At 68.7% G+C, this 16828-nt stretch carries 17 protein-coding genes and 1 pseudogene; 7 read left to right on the plus strand and 11 right to left on the minus strand.

The genetic code is table 11. The features are described from left to right. The 4 genes and pseudogenes from VQ03_RS13790 to VQ03_RS13800 form a co-directional block, all read left to right on the plus strand. Nucleotides 1–395, plus strand: a 395-nt coding sequence (locus tag VQ03_RS13790; RefSeq protein ID WP_167376091.1) for a SapC family protein, incomplete at its 5' end; no start/stop codon positions are given. A 30-nt stretch (nucleotides 396–425) separates the two neighbouring features. Continuing rightward, a pseudogene (locus VQ03_RS31930) lies at nucleotides 426–665 on the plus strand (ABC transporter permease subunit); the annotation flags it as partial. Nucleotides 666–785: 120 nt separating this feature from the next. Next, on the plus strand, nucleotides 786–1421 hold the full coding sequence (locus tag VQ03_RS13795; protein ID WP_245292078.1) for an SDR family NAD(P)-dependent oxidoreductase: 636 nt from the start codon (nucleotides 786–788) through the stop codon (nucleotides 1419–1421). A 79-nt stretch (nucleotides 1422–1500) separates the two neighbouring features. Beyond that, nucleotides 1501–2883, plus strand: coding sequence for an aminotransferase family protein (locus VQ03_RS13800; RefSeq protein ID WP_048451462.1), 1383 nt, complete (start codon nucleotides 1501–1503; stop codon nucleotides 2881–2883). Between the two features lie 487 nt (nucleotides 2884–3370). Here the strand turns inward: VQ03_RS13800 and VQ03_RS13805 are convergent, their stop codons facing one another. Continuing rightward, entirely contained in the window at nucleotides 3371–4576 is a 1206-nt protein-coding gene (locus VQ03_RS13805) for an ABC transporter substrate-binding protein (protein ID WP_048451463.1), read from the minus strand. 273 nt (nucleotides 4577–4849) lie between these two features. Next, entirely contained in the window at nucleotides 4850–6088 is a 1239-nt protein-coding gene (locus tag VQ03_RS13810) for an MFS transporter (RefSeq protein ID WP_167376092.1), read from the minus strand. Here VQ03_RS13810 and VQ03_RS33775 point away from each other — a divergent pair. Next, nucleotides 6054–6353: a hypothetical protein gene (locus VQ03_RS33775; RefSeq protein ID WP_167376093.1), complete on the plus strand. Its 300-nt coding sequence runs from the start codon at nucleotides 6054–6056 to the stop codon at nucleotides 6351–6353. The two genes, VQ03_RS13810 and VQ03_RS33775, sit on opposite strands and share 35 nt — an antisense overlap. 291 nt (nucleotides 6354–6644) lie before the next feature. Here VQ03_RS33775 and VQ03_RS31935 read toward each other — a convergent pair whose 3' ends face one another. Both VQ03_RS31935 and VQ03_RS31940 read right to left on the minus strand, forming a co-directional pair. Continuing rightward, nucleotides 6645–6965 (minus strand): protease inhibitor I42 family protein, encoded by a 321-nt coding sequence (locus tag VQ03_RS31935; protein WP_167376094.1) that lies wholly within the window; start codon nucleotides 6963–6965, stop codon nucleotides 6645–6647. A gap of 22 nt (nucleotides 6966–6987) precedes the next feature. Then, a complete protein-coding gene (locus tag VQ03_RS31940) occupies nucleotides 6988–7866 on the minus strand; it encodes a C1 family peptidase (protein WP_083467988.1) in 879 nt (292 codons plus the stop codon). An 820-nt stretch (nucleotides 7867–8686) separates the two neighbouring features. Between VQ03_RS31940 and VQ03_RS13815 the strand changes: the two genes are divergently transcribed. Together VQ03_RS13815 and VQ03_RS13820 are read left to right on the plus strand one after the other, a co-directional pair. Next, nucleotides 8687–9238 (plus strand): carboxymuconolactone decarboxylase family protein, encoded by a 552-nt coding sequence (locus VQ03_RS13815; RefSeq protein WP_048451465.1) that lies wholly within the window; start codon nucleotides 8687–8689, stop codon nucleotides 9236–9238. Further along, entirely contained in the window at nucleotides 9235–10140 is a 906-nt protein-coding gene (locus VQ03_RS13820) for an NAD(P)-dependent oxidoreductase (RefSeq protein ID WP_048451466.1), read from the plus strand. Before VQ03_RS13815 ends, VQ03_RS13820 begins: the two co-directional genes overlap by 4 nt. A gap of 16 nt (nucleotides 10141–10156) precedes the next feature. Here VQ03_RS13820 and VQ03_RS13825 read toward each other — a convergent pair whose 3' ends face one another. The 7 genes from VQ03_RS13825 to VQ03_RS13855 all read right to left on the minus strand — a co-directional run. After that, nucleotides 10157–10465, minus strand: coding sequence for a putative quinol monooxygenase (locus VQ03_RS13825; protein ID WP_048451467.1), 309 nt, complete (start codon nucleotides 10463–10465; stop codon nucleotides 10157–10159). Nucleotides 10466–10571: 106 nt separating this feature from the next. Further along, on the minus strand, nucleotides 10572–11966 hold the full coding sequence (locus VQ03_RS13830) for an MFS transporter (RefSeq protein WP_048451468.1): 1395 nt from the start codon (nucleotides 11964–11966) through the stop codon (nucleotides 10572–10574). Nucleotides 11967–12200: 234 nt separating this feature from the next. Further along, the gene (locus VQ03_RS13835; RefSeq protein ID WP_157064104.1) at nucleotides 12201–12923 is read right to left on the minus strand and encodes an ABC transporter ATP-binding protein; all 723 of its coding nucleotides are present in this window, start codon (nucleotides 12921–12923) and stop codon (nucleotides 12201–12203) included. Nucleotides 12924–13000: 77 nt separating this feature from the next. Beyond that, on the minus strand, nucleotides 13001–13753 hold the full coding sequence (locus VQ03_RS13840) for an ABC transporter ATP-binding protein (RefSeq protein WP_048451469.1): 753 nt from the start codon (nucleotides 13751–13753) through the stop codon (nucleotides 13001–13003). Next, nucleotides 13747–14775 carry a branched-chain amino acid ABC transporter permease gene (locus tag VQ03_RS13845; protein ID WP_048451470.1) on the minus strand — a complete coding sequence of 343 codons (1029 nt, stop codon included), beginning with the start codon at nucleotides 14773–14775 and terminating at the stop codon, nucleotides 13747–13749. The genes VQ03_RS13840 and VQ03_RS13845 overlap by 7 nt, the downstream gene beginning before the upstream one ends. Beyond that, entirely contained in the window at nucleotides 14772–15671 is a 900-nt protein-coding gene (locus tag VQ03_RS13850; protein ID WP_048451471.1) for a branched-chain amino acid ABC transporter permease, read from the minus strand. Before VQ03_RS13850 ends, VQ03_RS13845 begins: the two co-directional genes overlap by 4 nt. A 25-nt stretch (nucleotides 15672–15696) precedes the next feature. Beyond that, a partial coding sequence (locus VQ03_RS13855) for an ABC transporter substrate-binding protein (protein ID WP_048451472.1) occupies nucleotides 15697–16828 on the minus strand: 1132 nt, incomplete at its 5' end.

A 16828-nucleotide genomic window follows, 5' to 3' on the forward strand; every position in this document is an offset into this window, starting at 1 on the left:
TCGCCGCGGAGGCCGCGGCGATCCCGCTGACCGGGGGCGATGCGATGCTCGGGATCGACGGGGCGAGCGACCTGATCAGCCGCGACGCCGCGCAGGACGGGGCCGATCCGCTGTTCGACGAAGCGGGCGGGCCGACGGAGCGGGCGCGGGCCGCGATGGCGTTCTGCGACGAGTTCGCCCGGGATCACGCGGCGACGCAGGCCTTCGCGGCCGCCCTGGTGGAGCATGGCGTGCTGGCGGAGAAGACCGCGCAGGTAACGCTGGCGGGCGCCAACGGCGCGGATGCGAGCCAGATGCGGGTGGAGGGCTTCCGGACGGTGGACGAGACGGTGTTCCGGGCCCTGCCGTCGGCGCCCGGTCGTCGTCGTCGACCCGATCGAAGCTCCAGCCGCTGATCTCCTTGACGCTCGAGGCCGCCTTGCATGAGCCTCCTGCGCGTCGCCGCCGCCTTCGTGCTCGCGGCCCTGATCGGGATCCCTCTCGGGCTCGCCACCGGCCTCAACCCGACCCTGCGCGCTGTGCTCGATCCCTTCATCGAGTTCTACCGGCCGCTGCCGCCGCTCGCCTACCTGCCGCTCGTCATCATCTGGTGCGGCATCGGCGAGACCTCGAAGATCCTGCTGGCGGCGCCGACCGCGGCCGGCTCAAGGGGACGCTCGCGGTCTTCGGCGCGGCGGACACCGGAGCCACCACCGGCTTCGGCGACGCCATCGCCCGCCGCCTCGCCCGCGACGGCTGGCGCCTCGTGGTGACCGGCCGCCGACCGCGGCCGGCTCGACGCCCTGGTGGCGACGCTCGGCGGGAGCGAGCACGCCCATCCGCTCGCCTTCGACACCCGCGACGAGGCGGCCACCCGGGAGGCGCTCGCCTCGCTGCCGCCGGCCTTCGCGAAGGTCTCGCTCCTCGTCAACAATGCCGGGCTCGCCCTCGGCACCGGACCGGCGCAGGATCGCGACCTCGCCCAGTGGCGGACGATGATCGACACCAACGTCGTCGGCCTCGTCACGATCACCCGGCTCCTGCTCGACCGGCTGATCGCCCAGCGCGGCCTCGTCGTGAACCTCGCCTCGATCGCGTCGAACTGGCCCTATCCGGGCGGCAACGTGTATGGCGGGACCAAGGCCTTCGTCCGCCAATTCTCGCGGGGCCTGCGCTGCGACCTCTCGGCCAAGGGCGTGCGGGTCACCTCCATCGAGCCCGGCCTGTCCGAGAGCGAGTTCACGCTGGTCCGCACCGGCGGCAACCAGGCCACCTACGATGCCCTCTACAAGGGCGCGCATCCGCTCCAGCCCGAGGACATCGCCGAGACCGTCGGCTGGGTTGCCTCTCTGCCCGGTCACGTCAACATCAACAGCCTGGAGATCGTGCCGGTGACCCAGTCCTGGGCGCCCTTCGCGATCCAGCGCGACCCGGTGGCCTGAGGCGTCAGCCGGTCACACGACCCACGGGGCCGCCGGCCGGCCCGCGCGAAGCCCCGTTCCCTTCGGAAGGAACCGCTCCATGAACGACATGTCCCGCACCAACGACCTGCGCCACGTCATCGAGGCCGACCGGGCCCATGTCTGGCACCACCTCTCGCAGCACAAGCCCTACGAGTCCGTCGACCCGCGGGTGATGGTCGAAGGCAAGGGGATGCGCGTCTGGGACGCGACCGGCCGCGAATACCTCGACGCGGTCGCGGGTGGCGTCTGGACCGTGAATGTCGGCTACGGCCGCACCAGCATCGCCGATGCGGTGCGCGACCAATTGGTCAAGCTCAACTACTTCGCCGGCTCGGCCGGCTCGGTGCCGGCGGCCCTGTTCTCCGAGCGGCTGATCGAGAAGATGCCCGGCATGAGCCGGGTCTACTATTCGAACTCCGGCTCGGAGGCGAACGAGAAGGTGTTCAAGATGGTGCGCCAGATCGCGCACCGGCACCATGGCGGACGCAAAGCCAAGATCCTCTACCGCGAGCGCGACTACCACGGCACCACGATCGGCGCGCTCGCGGCGGCCGGCCAGGACCAGCGGCGCGACCAGTACGGTCCGTTCCCGGACGGCTTCGTGATGGTGCCCCACTGCCTCGAATACCGCAGCCAATGGGGGGCGGTGGAGAATTACGGCGAGATGGCCGCCGACGCGATCGAGGCGGTGATCCTGCGCGAGGGACCCGACACCATCGGGGCGATCTGCCTGGAACCCGTCACCGCAGGCGGCGGCGTGATCACCCCGCCGAAGGGCTACTGGGAGAAGGTGCAGGACATCTGCCGCCGGCACGAGATCCTGATCCACATCGACGAGGTGGTCTGCGGCATGGGCCGCACCGGTGCGTGGTTCGGCTACCAGACCTATGGCGTGCAGCCGGATTTCGTGACGATGGCGAAGGGCGTGGCCTCGGGCTACGCGGCGATCGCCTGCACGACGACGACCGAGGCGGTGTTCGCGCTGTTCAAGGACGACGCCGCCGACCCGATGTCCTACTTTCGCGATATCTCGACCTTCGGCGGCTGCACCGCCGGCCCGGCTGCGGCGCTCGAGACCATGCGGATCATCGAGGACGAGGGCCTGCTCGAGAACACGGTGGCGATGGGCGAGCGGCTGATGGCGGGCCTCCATGGCCTCGCCGAGCGCCACGCCGTCGTCGGCGACGTGCGCGGCAAGGGCCTGTTCTACGGCGCCGAGCTGGTCGCCGACCGCGCCACGAAGGAGCCGGCAGAGGAGAAGCGGGTCCAGGCCGTGGTCGCCGATTGCATGGCGCACGGCGTCATCATCGGTGCCACCAACCGCTCGCTCGCCGGGCTCAACAACACGCTCTGCCTCAGCCCGGCACTGATCGCGACCCCGGCGGATATCGACCGGATCGTGGAGGCGATCGACGGGGCTCTGGGGCGGGTCTTCGCCTGAGGCGCGGCGGGCCCGGTCCGCACGGGTTCTTACCGACGGTCGTCGAGGACGACCGTCGGTATCGTGCCGCGCTCAGCACGTCACCCCGTTGACCGACCGAATGCCGTCTCGGCCTTCTCGCGAGACACACGAGCCGCCCCGGTTCTCTTGCTCGCGAGGCAAGCCTCACCGGCGCGGTCGAGGCTTTGCGCGTCGCCGATCGCGCTCGGACCCTTCGCGGAGGCCGGCCGCCCGGCGGCGCTCCTCGCAGGCATGCTGCTGGCCGCCGCGATGGCGGCGCAGACCTCGCGTGCCTAACCGCCGTGGCGGTCGCGCCCGCGCCGATCCTCGTCGCCGCCCTGGATCCCGGCCCGGTGCGGGCGGCCTGACGAGGCACCTGCGATCATGACACCTGCAATCACGGCACCCGCGACACCCGCCGAGCCGCGCGATCCCGCACGGACCGCACGGCCGGCACCGTCAGCTCTTTGCCATCAGCTCTTTGCCATCAGCTCTTGCCCACCAGCGGGCAGCCGCCCTGGCTCATCGGCTTGAACGCCTGGTCGCCCGGGATGGTCGTGAGCTTGTTGTAGACGTCCCACGGGCCCTTGGACTCCGACGGCTTCTTGACCTCGAACAGGTACATGTCGTGGATCGTGCGGCCGTCGGGCCGGACCAGGCCCTTGCCGAACAGCGGATCGTCGGTCGGATTGGCCTTCATCCACTCCATCACGACCTTGGGATCCTTCGACTTCGTCGCCGCCACCGCCTTCAGGTAGTGCATCATCCCGCCATAGACGCCGGCCTGGTTCATGCTCGGCATGTTGCCGTTCGCCCGCTTGGCGAAGCGCTCCGAGAAGGCCCGGGTCCCGTCGTTCAGGTCCCAGTAGAAGGCCTCCGTGAGCACCAGCCCCTGCGCGGTCTCGAGGCCGAGCGCCTTGGCGTCCTGCGCGTAGAACAAGAGCGCCGCGAGCTTCTGCCCGCCCTGCGTGATGCCGAACTCGTGCGCCTGCTTGACGGCGTTGATCGTGTCGCCGCCGGCATTGGCGAGCCCGATGACCTTCGAGCCGGAGGCCTGAGCCTGAAGCAGGAAGGACGAGAAGTCGCTGGCCGGAAACGGCACCTTGGCGGAGCCGAGGACCTTGCCGCCGTTGCGCGTCACGACCGCCGCGGTCTCGTTCTGCAGCGATTGCCCGAAGGCGTAATCCGCCGTCAGGAAGAACCAGGTATCGCCGCCGCGCTTGACCATGGCACCGCCCGTGCCGTTGGCGAGCGCATAGGTATCGTAGGTCCAGTGGATGGTATTGGGCGAGCATTGCGAGCCGGTCAGGTCGGTGGTGCCGGCGCCCGAATTGATGAAGATCTTGTTCTTCTCGCGCGTGACCTGGCTCACCGCGAGGGCGACGGAGGAGGTCGGCACGTCGAAGATGGCGTCGACGCCGTCCCGGTCGTACCATTGCCGCGCGACCCCGGCGCCGATATCCGGCTTGTTCTGGTGGTCGGCGGCCAGGATCTCGACGGTGACGTCCTTGCTGATCGCCGCGAAGTCCTCCGCCGCTAGCTGCGCCGCGACGACCGAGCCTTTACCGCCGATATCGGAATAGACGCCCGACATATCGTTCAAGACGCCGACCTTGATCTTCGTTTGCGCCAAGGCAGGCCAAGCCGACAACACGAGACATCCGGCAGACAGCAACAACCGCTTCATGACCATCAAGACTTCCTCCCGATCGGTATTTGTTATCGCCTTAGAAGGCGGGTTTTGGCCCCGACCGTCAAGCGCGACGATCGGCCATGTGAGCCCCGCCGGCCGCGCTCCTCGGCTCCGGACCCGGCCCGACCTGAGCATCGGGACGGGCTACGGCCTCACCTAAGCAGATTTCGCGAAAGCGGTCGCCGGTTTTGCGACAGAAATCTGCGACCAAACAAGGACCTAAGCGGACGAAGCGTTGGCTTGCCGACGCAAGTCCGCTGAGGCCGCATCGGCTCACCGGCCGGGCGCGGCGCGTGCGCAGACCAGGAACAGGCCCGCGACGCCGAGCGCCACGAGCGTCGGCGCCACCGCCGCGGCGAGCGGGCCGGCCAAAGCCGCGCCGGCGACGTCGCCGAGATTCATCGCCGCCATGTAGATCTGGAACTGCGTCGCGGAGGCCCGTCCCGCGCGGCTCGCCAGCAGCACGGTCGGCAGCAGGGCGACGTAGAGGAGCGCCGGCACGACGCTGGCCAGCCCCAGGATGACCGGACCCATCGCGGCCTCCAGGCCGGCCGCGATCAGCAAGCCGGCGGCGCCGAACGCCGCCGCGCAGGCGAGGAGCAGGGCCCGCAGGGCCCGCCCCGGCCCGATCCGGTCGACGGCCGCGCCGATCCCGGCCGCGCCGAGCGTGCCGCCGAGAAGCGCCAGCGCCGCCTGCAGGCGCGAGAGGGCGCCCGCGTCCCAGCCATGGACCTGCACCAGCGCGACGGCGAACGGCACCTGGAACAGCGCGAGCCCGAGATCGACGGCAAAGCACAGCGCCAGCAGGAGCGCCGCGTCGCGCGTCCGGAACGCCGCGAGGAGCCGGCGCGCGAAGGCGATGGTGTCCAGGACCCGTCCGCGGCCCGGGGCCCGCGGCGCGGTGCGCCAGCGAAAGGACACGAGCGCGTCCTCCGGCGCCTCCCGCACGAGGGACGCGGCGAGGGCGAGCGGCGTGGTCAGGGCGAGCAGCGCCCCCGACGCCGCCGGGACGCCGTCCGCCGCGAGGATCCACGCGAAGAGCGCGGTCCCGGCAGCGCTGCCGGTCACGAAGCCCGCCCGCGTTGCGGCGCTGGTGCGCCCCAGCTCGTCGGCGGGCACGCTGCCGGCGATCAGGCGGTCGGTGGCGGTGTCGGCCAGGGACGCGGCGAGGCTGTGAAGGCCGAGCACGATGCTGACCGCTGCCAGGCTCGGGCGCGCGCCGAGCAGCAGCAGGCCCGCCAGGCTCGCCTGCGCGCCGAGGAGGGACAGGACGAGCCAGGCCCGGCGCGGCCCCATGCGATGGGGCGCCGCGCGATCGACCAGCGGCCCCCAGAGCAGCGGCTGCAGGACCCAGGGCAGGCCGACGACCGCGAGATGGCGGCCGACCTCCGCCGTCGAGGCGCCGGCTGCGGCGAAGTGGTTGGCGAGCGCGGTCAGCGCGAAGCCGGCCACGAGGCCCTGGTAGAGGTAGAGGAGCGTGAAGAGGCAGAACCGCCACCGCGACCTCTGCAAGCTCGGCGCTCCCTGGCGCATCGCGTCCGTCCTCGCTCACGTCGCAACGCAGGTTATCAGCCTTTCGAGGCGCCCTCCCGCTCGGCGCCGCAGCGATGGGAACAGGCTGTCCGAAGCGCTGCGCGCCTTCGTCGCGCTGGCGCTGTCATTCGGTTTCCCGGTCACGAGTGGCCAGCAGCTCGCTGGTTTGCGCGATCCGGGCCGGGAGCAAGTGGGCGAGGACCTGTGTATCGACGACGAACTCGCGCAGTTGAACGGCGTCTGAAGCGGCCCGCTCGGCCTCTGCCAGGGTGGTGGGCCGGGACCGCTTGCGGCGGGGTCGGGCGGGCCGACGGTGAAAGCGTGCGCAGCTCGGCGATCCACGGAGCGCCGTACCGGCTGGCGGGTCGCGCCCACGGTACGGTCTATCTCAGCTCGCCTCGCATATTCACGGCGACCACGACAGCATTTTCATTTGCATTACAGATTATATCATTATGATATAAAACATGCGGCAATCTTATCGCCGCCGACATGTGCGATCGATGGCGATAAGATTGCAGCAGCTTATAAATATCTAATCGATATCAAAATTCAGTTTTTTCGTTTCCACCACTTCATGCCCACCCGGGGACACAAATTCTAGATCTACCTGATAATGACCCTTCTTTTCAAAAGAAAAATTTAGTATTTCCCTTCCTGCACCGCCAATACTCGCCCTCGAGGACGGTATTTTATATTCCTTTTTTAAACTAACGCCCTTTGGTAAGGGGGACACCGGCTGCCAAGCGAATCCACTGCCTCCCCCGCCGCGCAATTCGACAGCAACGCTTTGGCCAACATGAGCCGTTGCGCTTGTATTTTCGGATACGGGACGCAAGAGCTGTTTTCTGGGCATGGACAGACTCCTTCTTGAGCGATTATGATATCCGATTGTTTGCAGATGGTAAATTTGCTGGCGCAAAAACAATGTCTGCGTCGTAGAATGCGAAACTTTTGTCGATTTCACATTGATCATATTTTATTTTAAAAAATCCATTGTCACCCCAACTCGTGTTCCAACTATTTTTTACGATCCAGTATTTATCGTCATGGTCGTACCCCACGATACATACAGCATGATGCCCGATCAGGGATCCGGTCACATGACTGTAAATCCCTCCAGCATAGTTTCTAAAATCGTCATAAATTTGCATTGAGGCGACAACAGGACCCTTGGTGGCTATAATGCGCCTGCGCGTTTCGTTGCTCTTGATGGCCGAATATGATTTCACCTTCAAGAAATGCGAGAGCGGCGGCTTCGGGCAGGGCTGATTGCCAGGCTTATAGGGAAAATCCTTTTCCAGGCCGATCCCCTTTTTCTTAGCAAATTTGAGCGCTTTTTGATTGTGCCACCCGGTGTCGCAGCAATTCGTGCAGCCGCAGGAAAACAGATGGGCCTCAGATAGATCGATCTCCAAATTCGGATCATTTCGCAGGATCCGCACCCTCGACTCGAGCATTGCACACACTGCGAACGCCACGCATGACCCGCACGCGCCCTGATACTTGATCTCTGTAACGTAATTTCCATTGTTATTTCGCCAATCCACCTTAGATGGCGGCGGCGCCAGACTGGCCAGCTGCGGCTCAGTCTTGCTCGACAAATCATCGTCTTCTTCGATCACGGCCGCCGCATCGCGAATACCCATGAACGCCATAGTTCCGCTTTTCAATATGGTAGCAGAAATATGGTTGTCTTTAGCGACCCATTCACCTCCTAAAACATCTATAACTCTTTGGATCAACCCGGCTTCCATTTATAATGCTCCTATCGAAAATGCAGAATATTGAAATCCTGCATTTTCATCGTCTATCATCGCAAGAAAGCAGGATCACCCGACTTTCTGCAACAGCCGCTCACATGGATTAGACATCCATTCACATATTGAATCAAAACTGACCCAGTCTCGTCAAGCCATTCCCTTGTGTTAAATCAGAAAAAATCCTTGGAAAAATATAGATTAATATTCACAGAACATCAATTCGATTGCAAAGGCGATTATATAGAATATTTCGGAGCTTTTGCGGCCGAGGACAACAATTCAAAAACCTCAAAATTCATCATCGCAAGTCGAAAAAGGCACCGGAATCACATCGCTAGCTTAATCACGCCGATGATGATGCCACGGCAGCGACACCGCCATGCCACATTATATTTAGAGGGGAGACCATGGACGCGAGCGGCGAGCGGAGTTGGATGCCCGATGGGAGGAGCGCGGCACGAGCGGGGACGGCATGTAAAAGCGCCGGGTGACGCAATCGAGTGCGAGGCGTCCTGGCCGCCGGCTTCGCCGAGACCGGCAAGCCGGACCACGTCGCGCGGCAACGGCGCCTCGTCGCCCTCGCCCGAGAGGCCGGCATGCGCCTCGTCGGGCCGAACACGATCGGCCTCGTCAACTACGTCACCGGGGCCGGCCTCTCCGTCTCGGGGGGGCCCGCGCGCCGGCCGTTCGCCCCGCACGCGATCGGGATCGTGAGCCAGTCGGGCTCCCTCGGCTTCTCCTGGGGCCAGGAGATCGAGCACACCGCGAGGGCATTCTGGTGTAGCGATGGCGGTGTTGTGGAGGAACCGAATCCGTGGCCCGCATCCCCTACGCCGATCCCACCCGGCCCGAGACGGCCGCCCTCGCCGAGCGGATCGTCGCCGAGCGCGGCGAGATCCTGCACCTCTACGCGATGCTGCTGCACAGCCCGCCGGTCGCCGAGGGCTGGTTGACCTTCCTGACCGCGATCCGCCAGCGCTGCGACCTGCCCGGCGACATCCGCGAGTTGGTGATCGTCCAGGTCGCGCATCTCAACGGCGCCCGCTACGAGGCCGAGCAGCACGTGCCGATCGCCCTGCGCGAGGGGGTGACGCAGGCCCAGCTCGACGCCCTGCCCGACTGGCAGGGATCCGAGGCGTTCGCGCCGCGCGAGCGGGCCGTCCTCGCCTATTGCGATGCGATGACCCAGACGATCCACGTCGAGCCCGCGATCTTCGCCGCCCTGCGCGAGCATTTCGAGCCGCGGGCGATCGTCGAGCTGACCGCCACGATCGGCGCCTACAACATGGTGTCGCGCTTCCTGGAGGCGATCGGGATCGACTCGGCCGACGACAAGTCCGCCGGCGAGACGGGCGCCGCCCGATGAGCCGCCGCATCGCCGTGATGGGCCTCGGCCAGATGGGCTGGCCGATCGCCCTCAACCTCGCCCGCAAGGGGGACGGCACCGAGACGGTCGTGGCGGTCGACGCCGATCCCGGCCGGGTCGCCGGCTTGGCGGAGCCCGGCATCACCGTCACGACCGACAGGGCGGCGGTGGCGGGCGCCGACGTGCTCTTCCTCTGCCTGCCCGACGGCGACGTGGTCGAGGCGGTGCTGTTCGGTCCGGACGGGCTCGGCCCCCGTCTGGCGCCGGGGGCCACATTGGTCGATCTCAGCACCATCGCCCACGGCCAGGCGGTGCGCCTCGGCGAGGCGCTGGAGGCGCGGGGCGTCCACGTCCTCGACGCGCCGGTCTCCGGCGCGCCCGCCGGGGCGGAGGCCGGGACGCTCACGGTGATGTGCGGCGGCGCGCCCGAGACCTTCGCGGCGATGAGGCCGCTCCTCGCGCGCATCGGCGCCCAGGTGCTGCACATGGGACCGCTCGGCAGCGGCCAGCTCACCAAGACGATCAACAACGTGATCTACGACATCAACATCGCGGCGCTCGCCGAGGTGCTGCCGATGGCGGTGGCGATGGGCCTGGACCCGGAGCGGCTGGCGAGCGTGGTCACCACGGGCACCAGCCGCAGCTACGCCTCGCAATACTTCGTGCCGCGGATCCTGCGGGGCGAGTTCGACGAGGGATATCCCCTGGGCAAGGCCTACAAGGACCTCGTCAGCGCCGCCGCGGTCTCGGTCGCGCGGGGCTTCCCGCTCCCGGTGACGGCCGCCGCCACGACGACCTACCAGATGGCCCTGCGCGCCGGCCACGGCGACCGGGACAAGGGCGCGATGGTGCTGCCCTTCGAGGCGATGCTCGGCGTCAAGGTCAGGGCGCCCTCGGGATGAGGGCGCCGGGACGGGGTCAGGCCGGCGACAGGACGTGGATCGTCCGGGAGACGATGTGGTCCTTGGTCCTGGCCCCGTAGGCCGCCATGTGGGGCGCGGCCGCATGCGCCTTGAGGGCGTCGAGGCTCGCCCATTTCTCGACCACCATGAAGGTGTCCGGCCCGAGCGGCGCCTGGATCGGGCCGGCGCCCTCGGTGTCGACGGCCGCCCCGTACTCGATGCAGCCCTCCTCGGCATGGACGGCGGGCACGTTGGCCCGGAAGGCCTCGAGCACCGTGTCGCGCTGGCCGGGCTTGGTAGTGATGATGGCGAGGACGTGGATCACGGCAGGTTCCCTCCCTGGTGCCGCGCCGCCTCCGGTGCGCGCCGGATGGCGGCTCGCGCCGCGCAGCGTGGCGGCGCGCGACGATAGCGCATGAGGGCAGGCCCCCTCATGCCGATTGATCCGCCGCCCCCTGCCCCGGACGCACGACGAGCCGCGACACGCTCACCACGCTGGCGATGCCGGCGAAGGCGGCGCCGAGCCCCAGCGCCAGGGCCGGGCCGTGCGCCGCGGCGATCGCGAAGCACGCCGCCACCAGGGCCGCCCCGGTGGTCTGGCCGAGGAGCCGCGAGGTGGCGACGATGCCGCTCGCCCCGCCCGAGCGCGACGGCGGCGCGCTCGTCATGATGGCGCGCAGGTTCGGCGCCTGGAAGAAGCCGAAGCCGGCCCCGCAGAGCGCCATCCGCCAGGCGATGCCCGCCACGCTCGGCTCGGGCGGCAGCGCCGCCAGGAGCCCCATGCCGAGCGCCAGGAGCGCGAGGCCGATCCCGCCGAGGAGTCCCGGCGGGTAGCGGTCCGACAGGCGGCCCGCGATCGGCGCCATCAGGGCGACCACCACCGGCCAGGGCGTCATCAGGAAGCCGGTCTCGACCTGCGAGCGCCCGAGGGCGTGCTGGAACAGGAACGGCAGCGACACGAAGGCGAGCCCCTGCGCGGCGAAGGAGCAGACCGAGGTCGCGGCCGAGAGCGCGAAGAGCGGGCGCTTGAGCAGGTCGACGGCGAGCATCGGGGCCGGGTGGCCGGCCTGGCGGCGCAGGAGCAGCGCGCCGCAGGCGAGCGCGCCGGCGAATTCCGCGAGCACGCGCCAGAGCGGCCCCGCATGGGCGGCCTCGCCGAGCCCGAGCACGAGGAGCGCGAAGGTGGCGGCGTTGAGGAGGGCGCCGACCCCGTCGAAGGCGTGGCCGGCGCGGCCCGTCTCGGGCAGGGCGCGCCGGGCGATCCCGAGGGCCGCGAGGCCGATCGGCAGGTTGATGGCGAACAGCCACGGCCAGGGCGCCGCCACCAGGATCAGCGAGGCCACGGTCGGCCCGACGGCGAAGCCGACCCCGACCACGAAGGCGTTGAGGCCGAGGCCCCGCCCGAGCTCGTGGGTCGGGTAGATGAAGCGGATGAGCGCGACGTTGACCGCCATCAGGGCGCTCGCCCCGACGCCCTGCAGCACCCGCGCGGCGACGAGCGCCGGCAGCGACCAGGCGAGCGCGCAGACGAGCGACGCGGCGGTGAAGAGGGCCAGGCCCGCGAGGTAGACCCGCCGCTGCCCGACGATCTCGCCGAGCGCCGCGACCGGCAGGAGCGTCGCCACCACGGCGAGCTGGTAGGCGTTCACGATCCAGACGGAATCCGCCGGATCGACGCCGAGATCGGCCGCGATGGTCGGCAGCGCGGTGTTGGCGATGGCGGTGTCGAGCGTGGCGAGGGCCACGCCGGCGAGCACCGCGACCATCGCCTGCCGGCGCCGGGCCGGGGGCAGGCCCTCGCGGGCGGAGTGATCAAAGGTCGTCATGTCCGGGACGGAGGCGGAAGGGGCAGGAGGTGGCACCGATCCTGAATGTGTCCCGGTGGGCCGGCTGGCAAGCGGATTGGACCAAGCGGATTGGACGCAGCCCCCGGGAGACCTCAGCAGATTTCACGAAAGCGGTTGCCGGTTCCGTGGCGAGAATCTGCGGCAAATCGAGAGTCCGAGCGGACGACGCGTTGACTTGCCAAGGCGAGTCTGCCGAGGGCCGGCGGTCGGGCCTCACACCGCGCAATAGCGCGCCTGGATCTCCGGATCCGCCCGCAGCTCGGCCGCCGGCGCATGGTGCACCACCGCGCCGCCATCGACGATGTAGACCCGGTCCGAGACCTCCAGCGCCAGCTCGACGTTCTGCTCGACCAGCAGGATGGTGGTGCCGGCGCGCTTCATCGCCACGAACTGCTCGAACATCTCCTCGACCAGGACCGGCATGATGCCCTCGGAGGGCTCGTCGAGGAGCACCATGACCGGCTCGGCCATGAGGGCGCGGGCGATGGCGAGCATCTGCTGCTCGCCGCCCGACATCGTGATCGCCTCCTGCTTCAGGCGCTGCTTGAGGCGCGGGAAGGTCTCGGCGATGGCCTCGATCCGGCGCGCCTCGTCCCGGCGGTTCTTCGCGGCCAGGATGCCGAGGCGCAGGTTCTCCTCCACGGTCAGGCCCGGCACGATGCGCCGCTCCTCGGGCACGTAGGCGAGCCCGCGATGGAAGCGCGCGTCGGGCGGCAGCGCGAGGATGTCCTCGCCCGCGAAGGTCACGCGGCCGGCGCGCTTCGCCACAAGCCCCATGATCGCCTTGAGGGTCGTCGTCTTGCCCGCGCCGTTGCGGCCGGCCAGCGTCACGATCTCCCCGGGCCGGACCTCCAGCGCGATGCCCTGGAGGACATGGGAGTGGCCGTACCAGGCCTGGAGGTCCCCGACCGCCAGCAGCGGGGCGTTCGCTCCCATGCGCGCATCCTGCGCGCCCGCGCTCATGCGCGCATCCTGCGCGCCCGCGCTCACGCGCGCATCCGTCACGACCGCGCTCACGCGCTTTTGCCCAGATAGACGCGGCGCACCTCCGGATGCGCCCGGATGTCGTCGGGGCTGCCCTCGGCCAGGAGCTGGCCCTGGTGCAGCACCACGAGCCGGCGGCACAGGCCCATGACGAGCTTCATCTTGTGCTCCACGAGGATCAGCGTGCAGGTCTCGGCGAGGCGCTGGACGAGGTCCATCATCGCCCGGGTCTCCTCCGGGCTCATGCCGGCGGTCGGCTCGTCGAGGAGGAGAAGGCTCGGCTCGGCGGCGAGCGCCACCGCGATCTCGAGGGCCCGCTGCTCCCCGTGGGCGAGCTCGCGGGCGAGCCGGTCCAGGCGATGGCCGAGGCCGACCGCCGCGAGCAGCGCCTCGGCCCGCTCGGTCAGCTCGGGGTAGGCCGAGCGGTCGCGAAACAGCGCGAAGCGGACCGTCCGCGCCTGCGCGGCGACGCGGACGTTCTCGCGCACCGTGAGATGCGGGAAGACGTTGGTGATCTGGAACGACTTGGCGATGCCCATCCGGGCGAAGCGGTGCGGCGCCAGGCCGGTGATGTCGCGCCCGCGAAACAGCACCCGTCCCTCGCTCGGCGGGAAGGCGCCCGAGATCAGGTTGAAGAAGGTCGACTTGCCGGCCCCGTTCGGGCCGATGATCGCCGTGATGCCGCCTTCCGGAAACGCGACCGTCACGTCGGACAGGGCGCGGAACCTGCCGAAGCTCTTGCCGAGGCCGCGCGCGGCGAGGATGGGTTCGGCCTTCACCATCCCGCCCTCCTGAGGCGCGCCAGCACCTCGCCCCAGATGCCGAGCGGCAGGAACAGCACGAAGGCGATGAAGATCGCGCCGACGAAGAGCTGCCAGTGGCTGGTGAGCGTGGTGAGCCCGTCCTGCAGCAGCGAGAAGGTCGCCGCGCCCACGAAGGGGCCGAAGAAGGTCCCCATCCCGCCGAGCAGGGCCATCATCACCGCCTGGCCGGAGGTGGAGTAGTGCATGGTCTCGATCGGCACGATCGAGAGATGGATCGCCTGCAGGGCCCCGGCGAGGCCGCACAGGGCGCCGGAGATCACGAAGGCGACCAGCTTCATCCGGCGCACGTCGTAGCCGCAGGCCTGGGCCCGGTTCTCGTTCTCCCGGATCGCCTCCAGGGCGGCGCCGAAGGGCGAGGACAGGAGGCGCGAGAACAGCCAGACCGCGAGCCCCACCACCGCCAGCACGGCGTAGTACTTCACGGTCGGGTTCAGGAGGTCGAGGCGGATGCCCGGCAGGGTCAGGCTCGGCACGTTGATGCCGCGCAACCCGTTCTCGCCGCCGGTGAAGGATTCCGCCTGGTAGAAGGCGTAGTAGACGCACATCGACAGGGCGAGCGTCGTCATCGCGAAGTAGATGCCGCGGGTGCGGATCGCGAGCGCCCCCATCGCCACCGCGATCAGCGTGGCGAGCCCGGTCCCGGCGACGAGGGCCAGCACCGGGTGCAGCCCGTAATGCACGATGGCGATGCCGCATCCATAGGCGCCGCCGCCGAGGAAGGCCGCGTGGCCGAAGGACAGGAGCCCGGTATAGCCGAACAGGAGGTTGAACCCGAGGGCGTAGAGCCCGAGCACCAGGATGTTGGCGGCGAGCGCCTGGTAGGGGGCGATCCAGGGAAAGACGATCAGGAAGGCGAGCGTCAGGGCGACCCGGTGGCGGGAGGCGAGCGCCAGCCCGCGCCCGGTCCGGCCCGCACCCGGGCGGGCCGCCGGGACGGCGGCGGAGGCGTCGATCGTGCGGCTCGGCGTCCGGGCGGTCATCCGAGCGCCCCCGCCCGCCCGAGGAGGCCGCGGGGCCGCACCAGCAGCACCAGGGCCATCAGGGCGAAGATCGCCATCTTGGTCATGTCAGGGGCGACGAGGGAGGTCATGGCGACGACGATGCCGACGATCAGCCCCGCCAGCACCGCGCCGGCGAGCGAGCCCATGCCGCCCACCACCGTCACCACGAAGGCTTCCGCCAGGACCGGGATCCCCATCTCGGGCGTCACGCCCTGGAGCGGGGCGGCGAGGATGCCGGCGAGCCCGGCGAGCGCGCAGCCGAGGCCGAAGATCGCGAGCCAGACCCGGGAGATGCGGATGCCGAGCACCTGCACGATCTGCGGGTCGCGGGCGCCGGCCCGGATGACGAGCCCGAACGAGGTGCGCTCGATGAACAGCCACAGGGCGCCGACCACGAGTCCCGCGAAGACGATCAGGAACAGCCGGTAGAGCGGGAAGTAGCCGATGCCGATATCGATCCCGCCCCGCAGCTCCGGCGGTGCGCCGAAGGGCAGGCCGGTGAGCCCGAAGGCGATGCGCACCGCCTCGATCATCACGTAGGACAGGCCGAAGGTCAGGAGCAGGGGATCGTCGATCCCCCGCCCGTAGAGCGGGCGGACCAGGACGCGCTCGACCGCGAGGCCGAGCAGCCCCATCGCCACCGGCGCCGCCACGAGGCTGAGCCAGAAGCTGCCGGTATAGCCGTACAGGAACACGCCCACATAGGCGCCCAGCATGAAGAAGGCGCCGTGGGCGAAGTTGACCACGTTCATCAGCCCGAAGATCAGCGACAGCCCGATCCCCACCAGCACGTAGATCGCCCCGAGGGCGATCCCGGTGACGACCTGGAGGGCCAGGAGATCGAGCGGGAAGCCGCCCAGTGTGAGTTCGCTCATCCGTGCGCTCCCGCCCGATCGCGCGTCACGCCTTGTGCCCGAGTTCGTCGCAGCTGCGCAGGAACTTCTCGTCCGGGCCCTCGGTGCCGACGATGGTGAAGACGTCGTCCGGAGTCTTCATGTCCTTCGACTTCGACTCGATGACCAGGACCGACTGGATCGATTGGTGGTCGCATTTCCGGAAGCTCTGCGGCCCCTTGTAGAAATCGGCCTTCAGCCCCTCCATGGCGGTGACCACCTTGTCGGTCTCGATCGATTTCGCCGCCTTGACCGCCTCCAGCACCGAGCGGACGCCCGCATAGCCGAGCGCGCCGTAATCGGAGGGCACCGCGCCGTTATAGGCGGCGCGGAACTTGTCGTTGAACGCCTTGGCGCTCGGCACGCTGTCCTCCAGGCGCCAGTAATAGGAGGTGCCGCCGATCACCCCGTCGAAGGCCTCGCCGCCCGCCTTGCGCGAGGTGAAGAGCAGCACCGGAGCCACCAGCTTGGTGGTGCGCTTCAAGCCGAATTCTGTCGCCTGCTGGATCGACACGACCTGGTCGCGGCCGAAATTGCACAGGCACAGCACGTCGGGCTTGAGCGCGGCGATGCGGGGCAGGAAGGCGGAATAGTCCGAGGCGCCGATCGGGTGGCGGATATCGGCCACGACCTGGATGCCGGAAGCCTCGCCGGCCCGCTTGAAGCCGCGCATCATCTCGTGGCCATAGGCGTAGTCGGCGCTCAGGAACGCGACCCGCTTGCCGAATTTCGGGAAGACGTGGCGGCCGACGGCGCCCGCGGTCATGTGCGGGTTCAGCGCCTCGTGGAAGGTGGTGCGGCCGAAATCCTTCGCCTCGTTGATCGCGTCGGATTGGGTGATCGAGTTGTAGATCACCCCGCGCTCGCGGGCGACGTTGTTGATCGACAGCGTCACCGCCGCCGACAGGCCGCCGACCAGGAAGTTGACCTGGTCCTTCTCGATCAGCTCCAGGGTGCGGGTGGCCGCCTCGCCGGGATTGAGCTTGTCGTCGCGCACCAGCAATTCGGCCTGGCGCCCCTCGAAGCCGCCGGCCTCGTTGAACTCCTTGATGGCGATCTGCGCGGCGCGGACCTGGTCGTTCGCCTCCGCCCCGAAGGCACCGGTGAGCGGCACCGGGAAGCCGATCCGGATCGGCTTG

Origin of the sequence: Methylobacterium tarhaniae (assembly GCF_001043955.1) — a bacterium.
GTDB classification, from domain to species: Bacteria; Pseudomonadota; Alphaproteobacteria; order Rhizobiales; family Beijerinckiaceae; genus Methylobacterium; species Methylobacterium tarhaniae.

Bases quoted from the DNA above. Each gene is read 5' to 3' on its own strand.
- VQ03_RS31935 (WP_167376094.1), bottom strand. From the start codon at position 6,965: ATGCCCAGAAAACAGCTCTTGCGTCCCGTATCCGAAAATACAAGCGCA.
- VQ03_RS13820 (WP_048451466.1), top strand. From the start codon at position 9,235: ATGAGCCGCCGCATCGCCGTGATGGGCCTCGGCCAGATGGGCTGGCCG.
- VQ03_RS13805 (WP_048451463.1), bottom strand. From the start codon at position 4,576: ATGGTCATGAAGCGGTTGTTGCTGTCTGCCGGATGTCTCGTGTTGTCG.
- VQ03_RS13835 (WP_157064104.1), bottom strand. From the start codon at position 12,923: ATGGGAGCGAACGCCCCGCTGCTGGCGGTCGGGGACCTCCAGGCCTGG.
- VQ03_RS13830 (WP_048451468.1), bottom strand. From the start codon at position 11,966: ATGACGACCTTTGATCACTCCGCCCGCGAGGGCCTGCCCCCGGCCCGG.
- VQ03_RS31940 (WP_083467988.1), bottom strand. From the start codon at position 7,866: ATGGAAGCCGGGTTGATCCAAAGAGTTATAGATGTTTTAGGAGGTGAA.
- VQ03_RS13840 (WP_048451469.1), bottom strand. From the start codon at position 13,753: ATGGTGAAGGCCGAACCCATCCTCGCCGCGCGCGGCCTCGGCAAGAGC.
- VQ03_RS13850 (WP_048451471.1), bottom strand. From the start codon at position 15,671: ATGAGCGAACTCACACTGGGCGGCTTCCCGCTCGATCTCCTGGCCCTC.
- VQ03_RS13845 (WP_048451470.1), bottom strand. From the start codon at position 14,775: ATGACCGCCCGGACGCCGAGCCGCACGATCGACGCCTCCGCCGCCGTC.
- VQ03_RS13800 (WP_048451462.1), top strand. From the start codon at position 1,501: ATGAACGACATGTCCCGCACCAACGACCTGCGCCACGTCATCGAGGCC.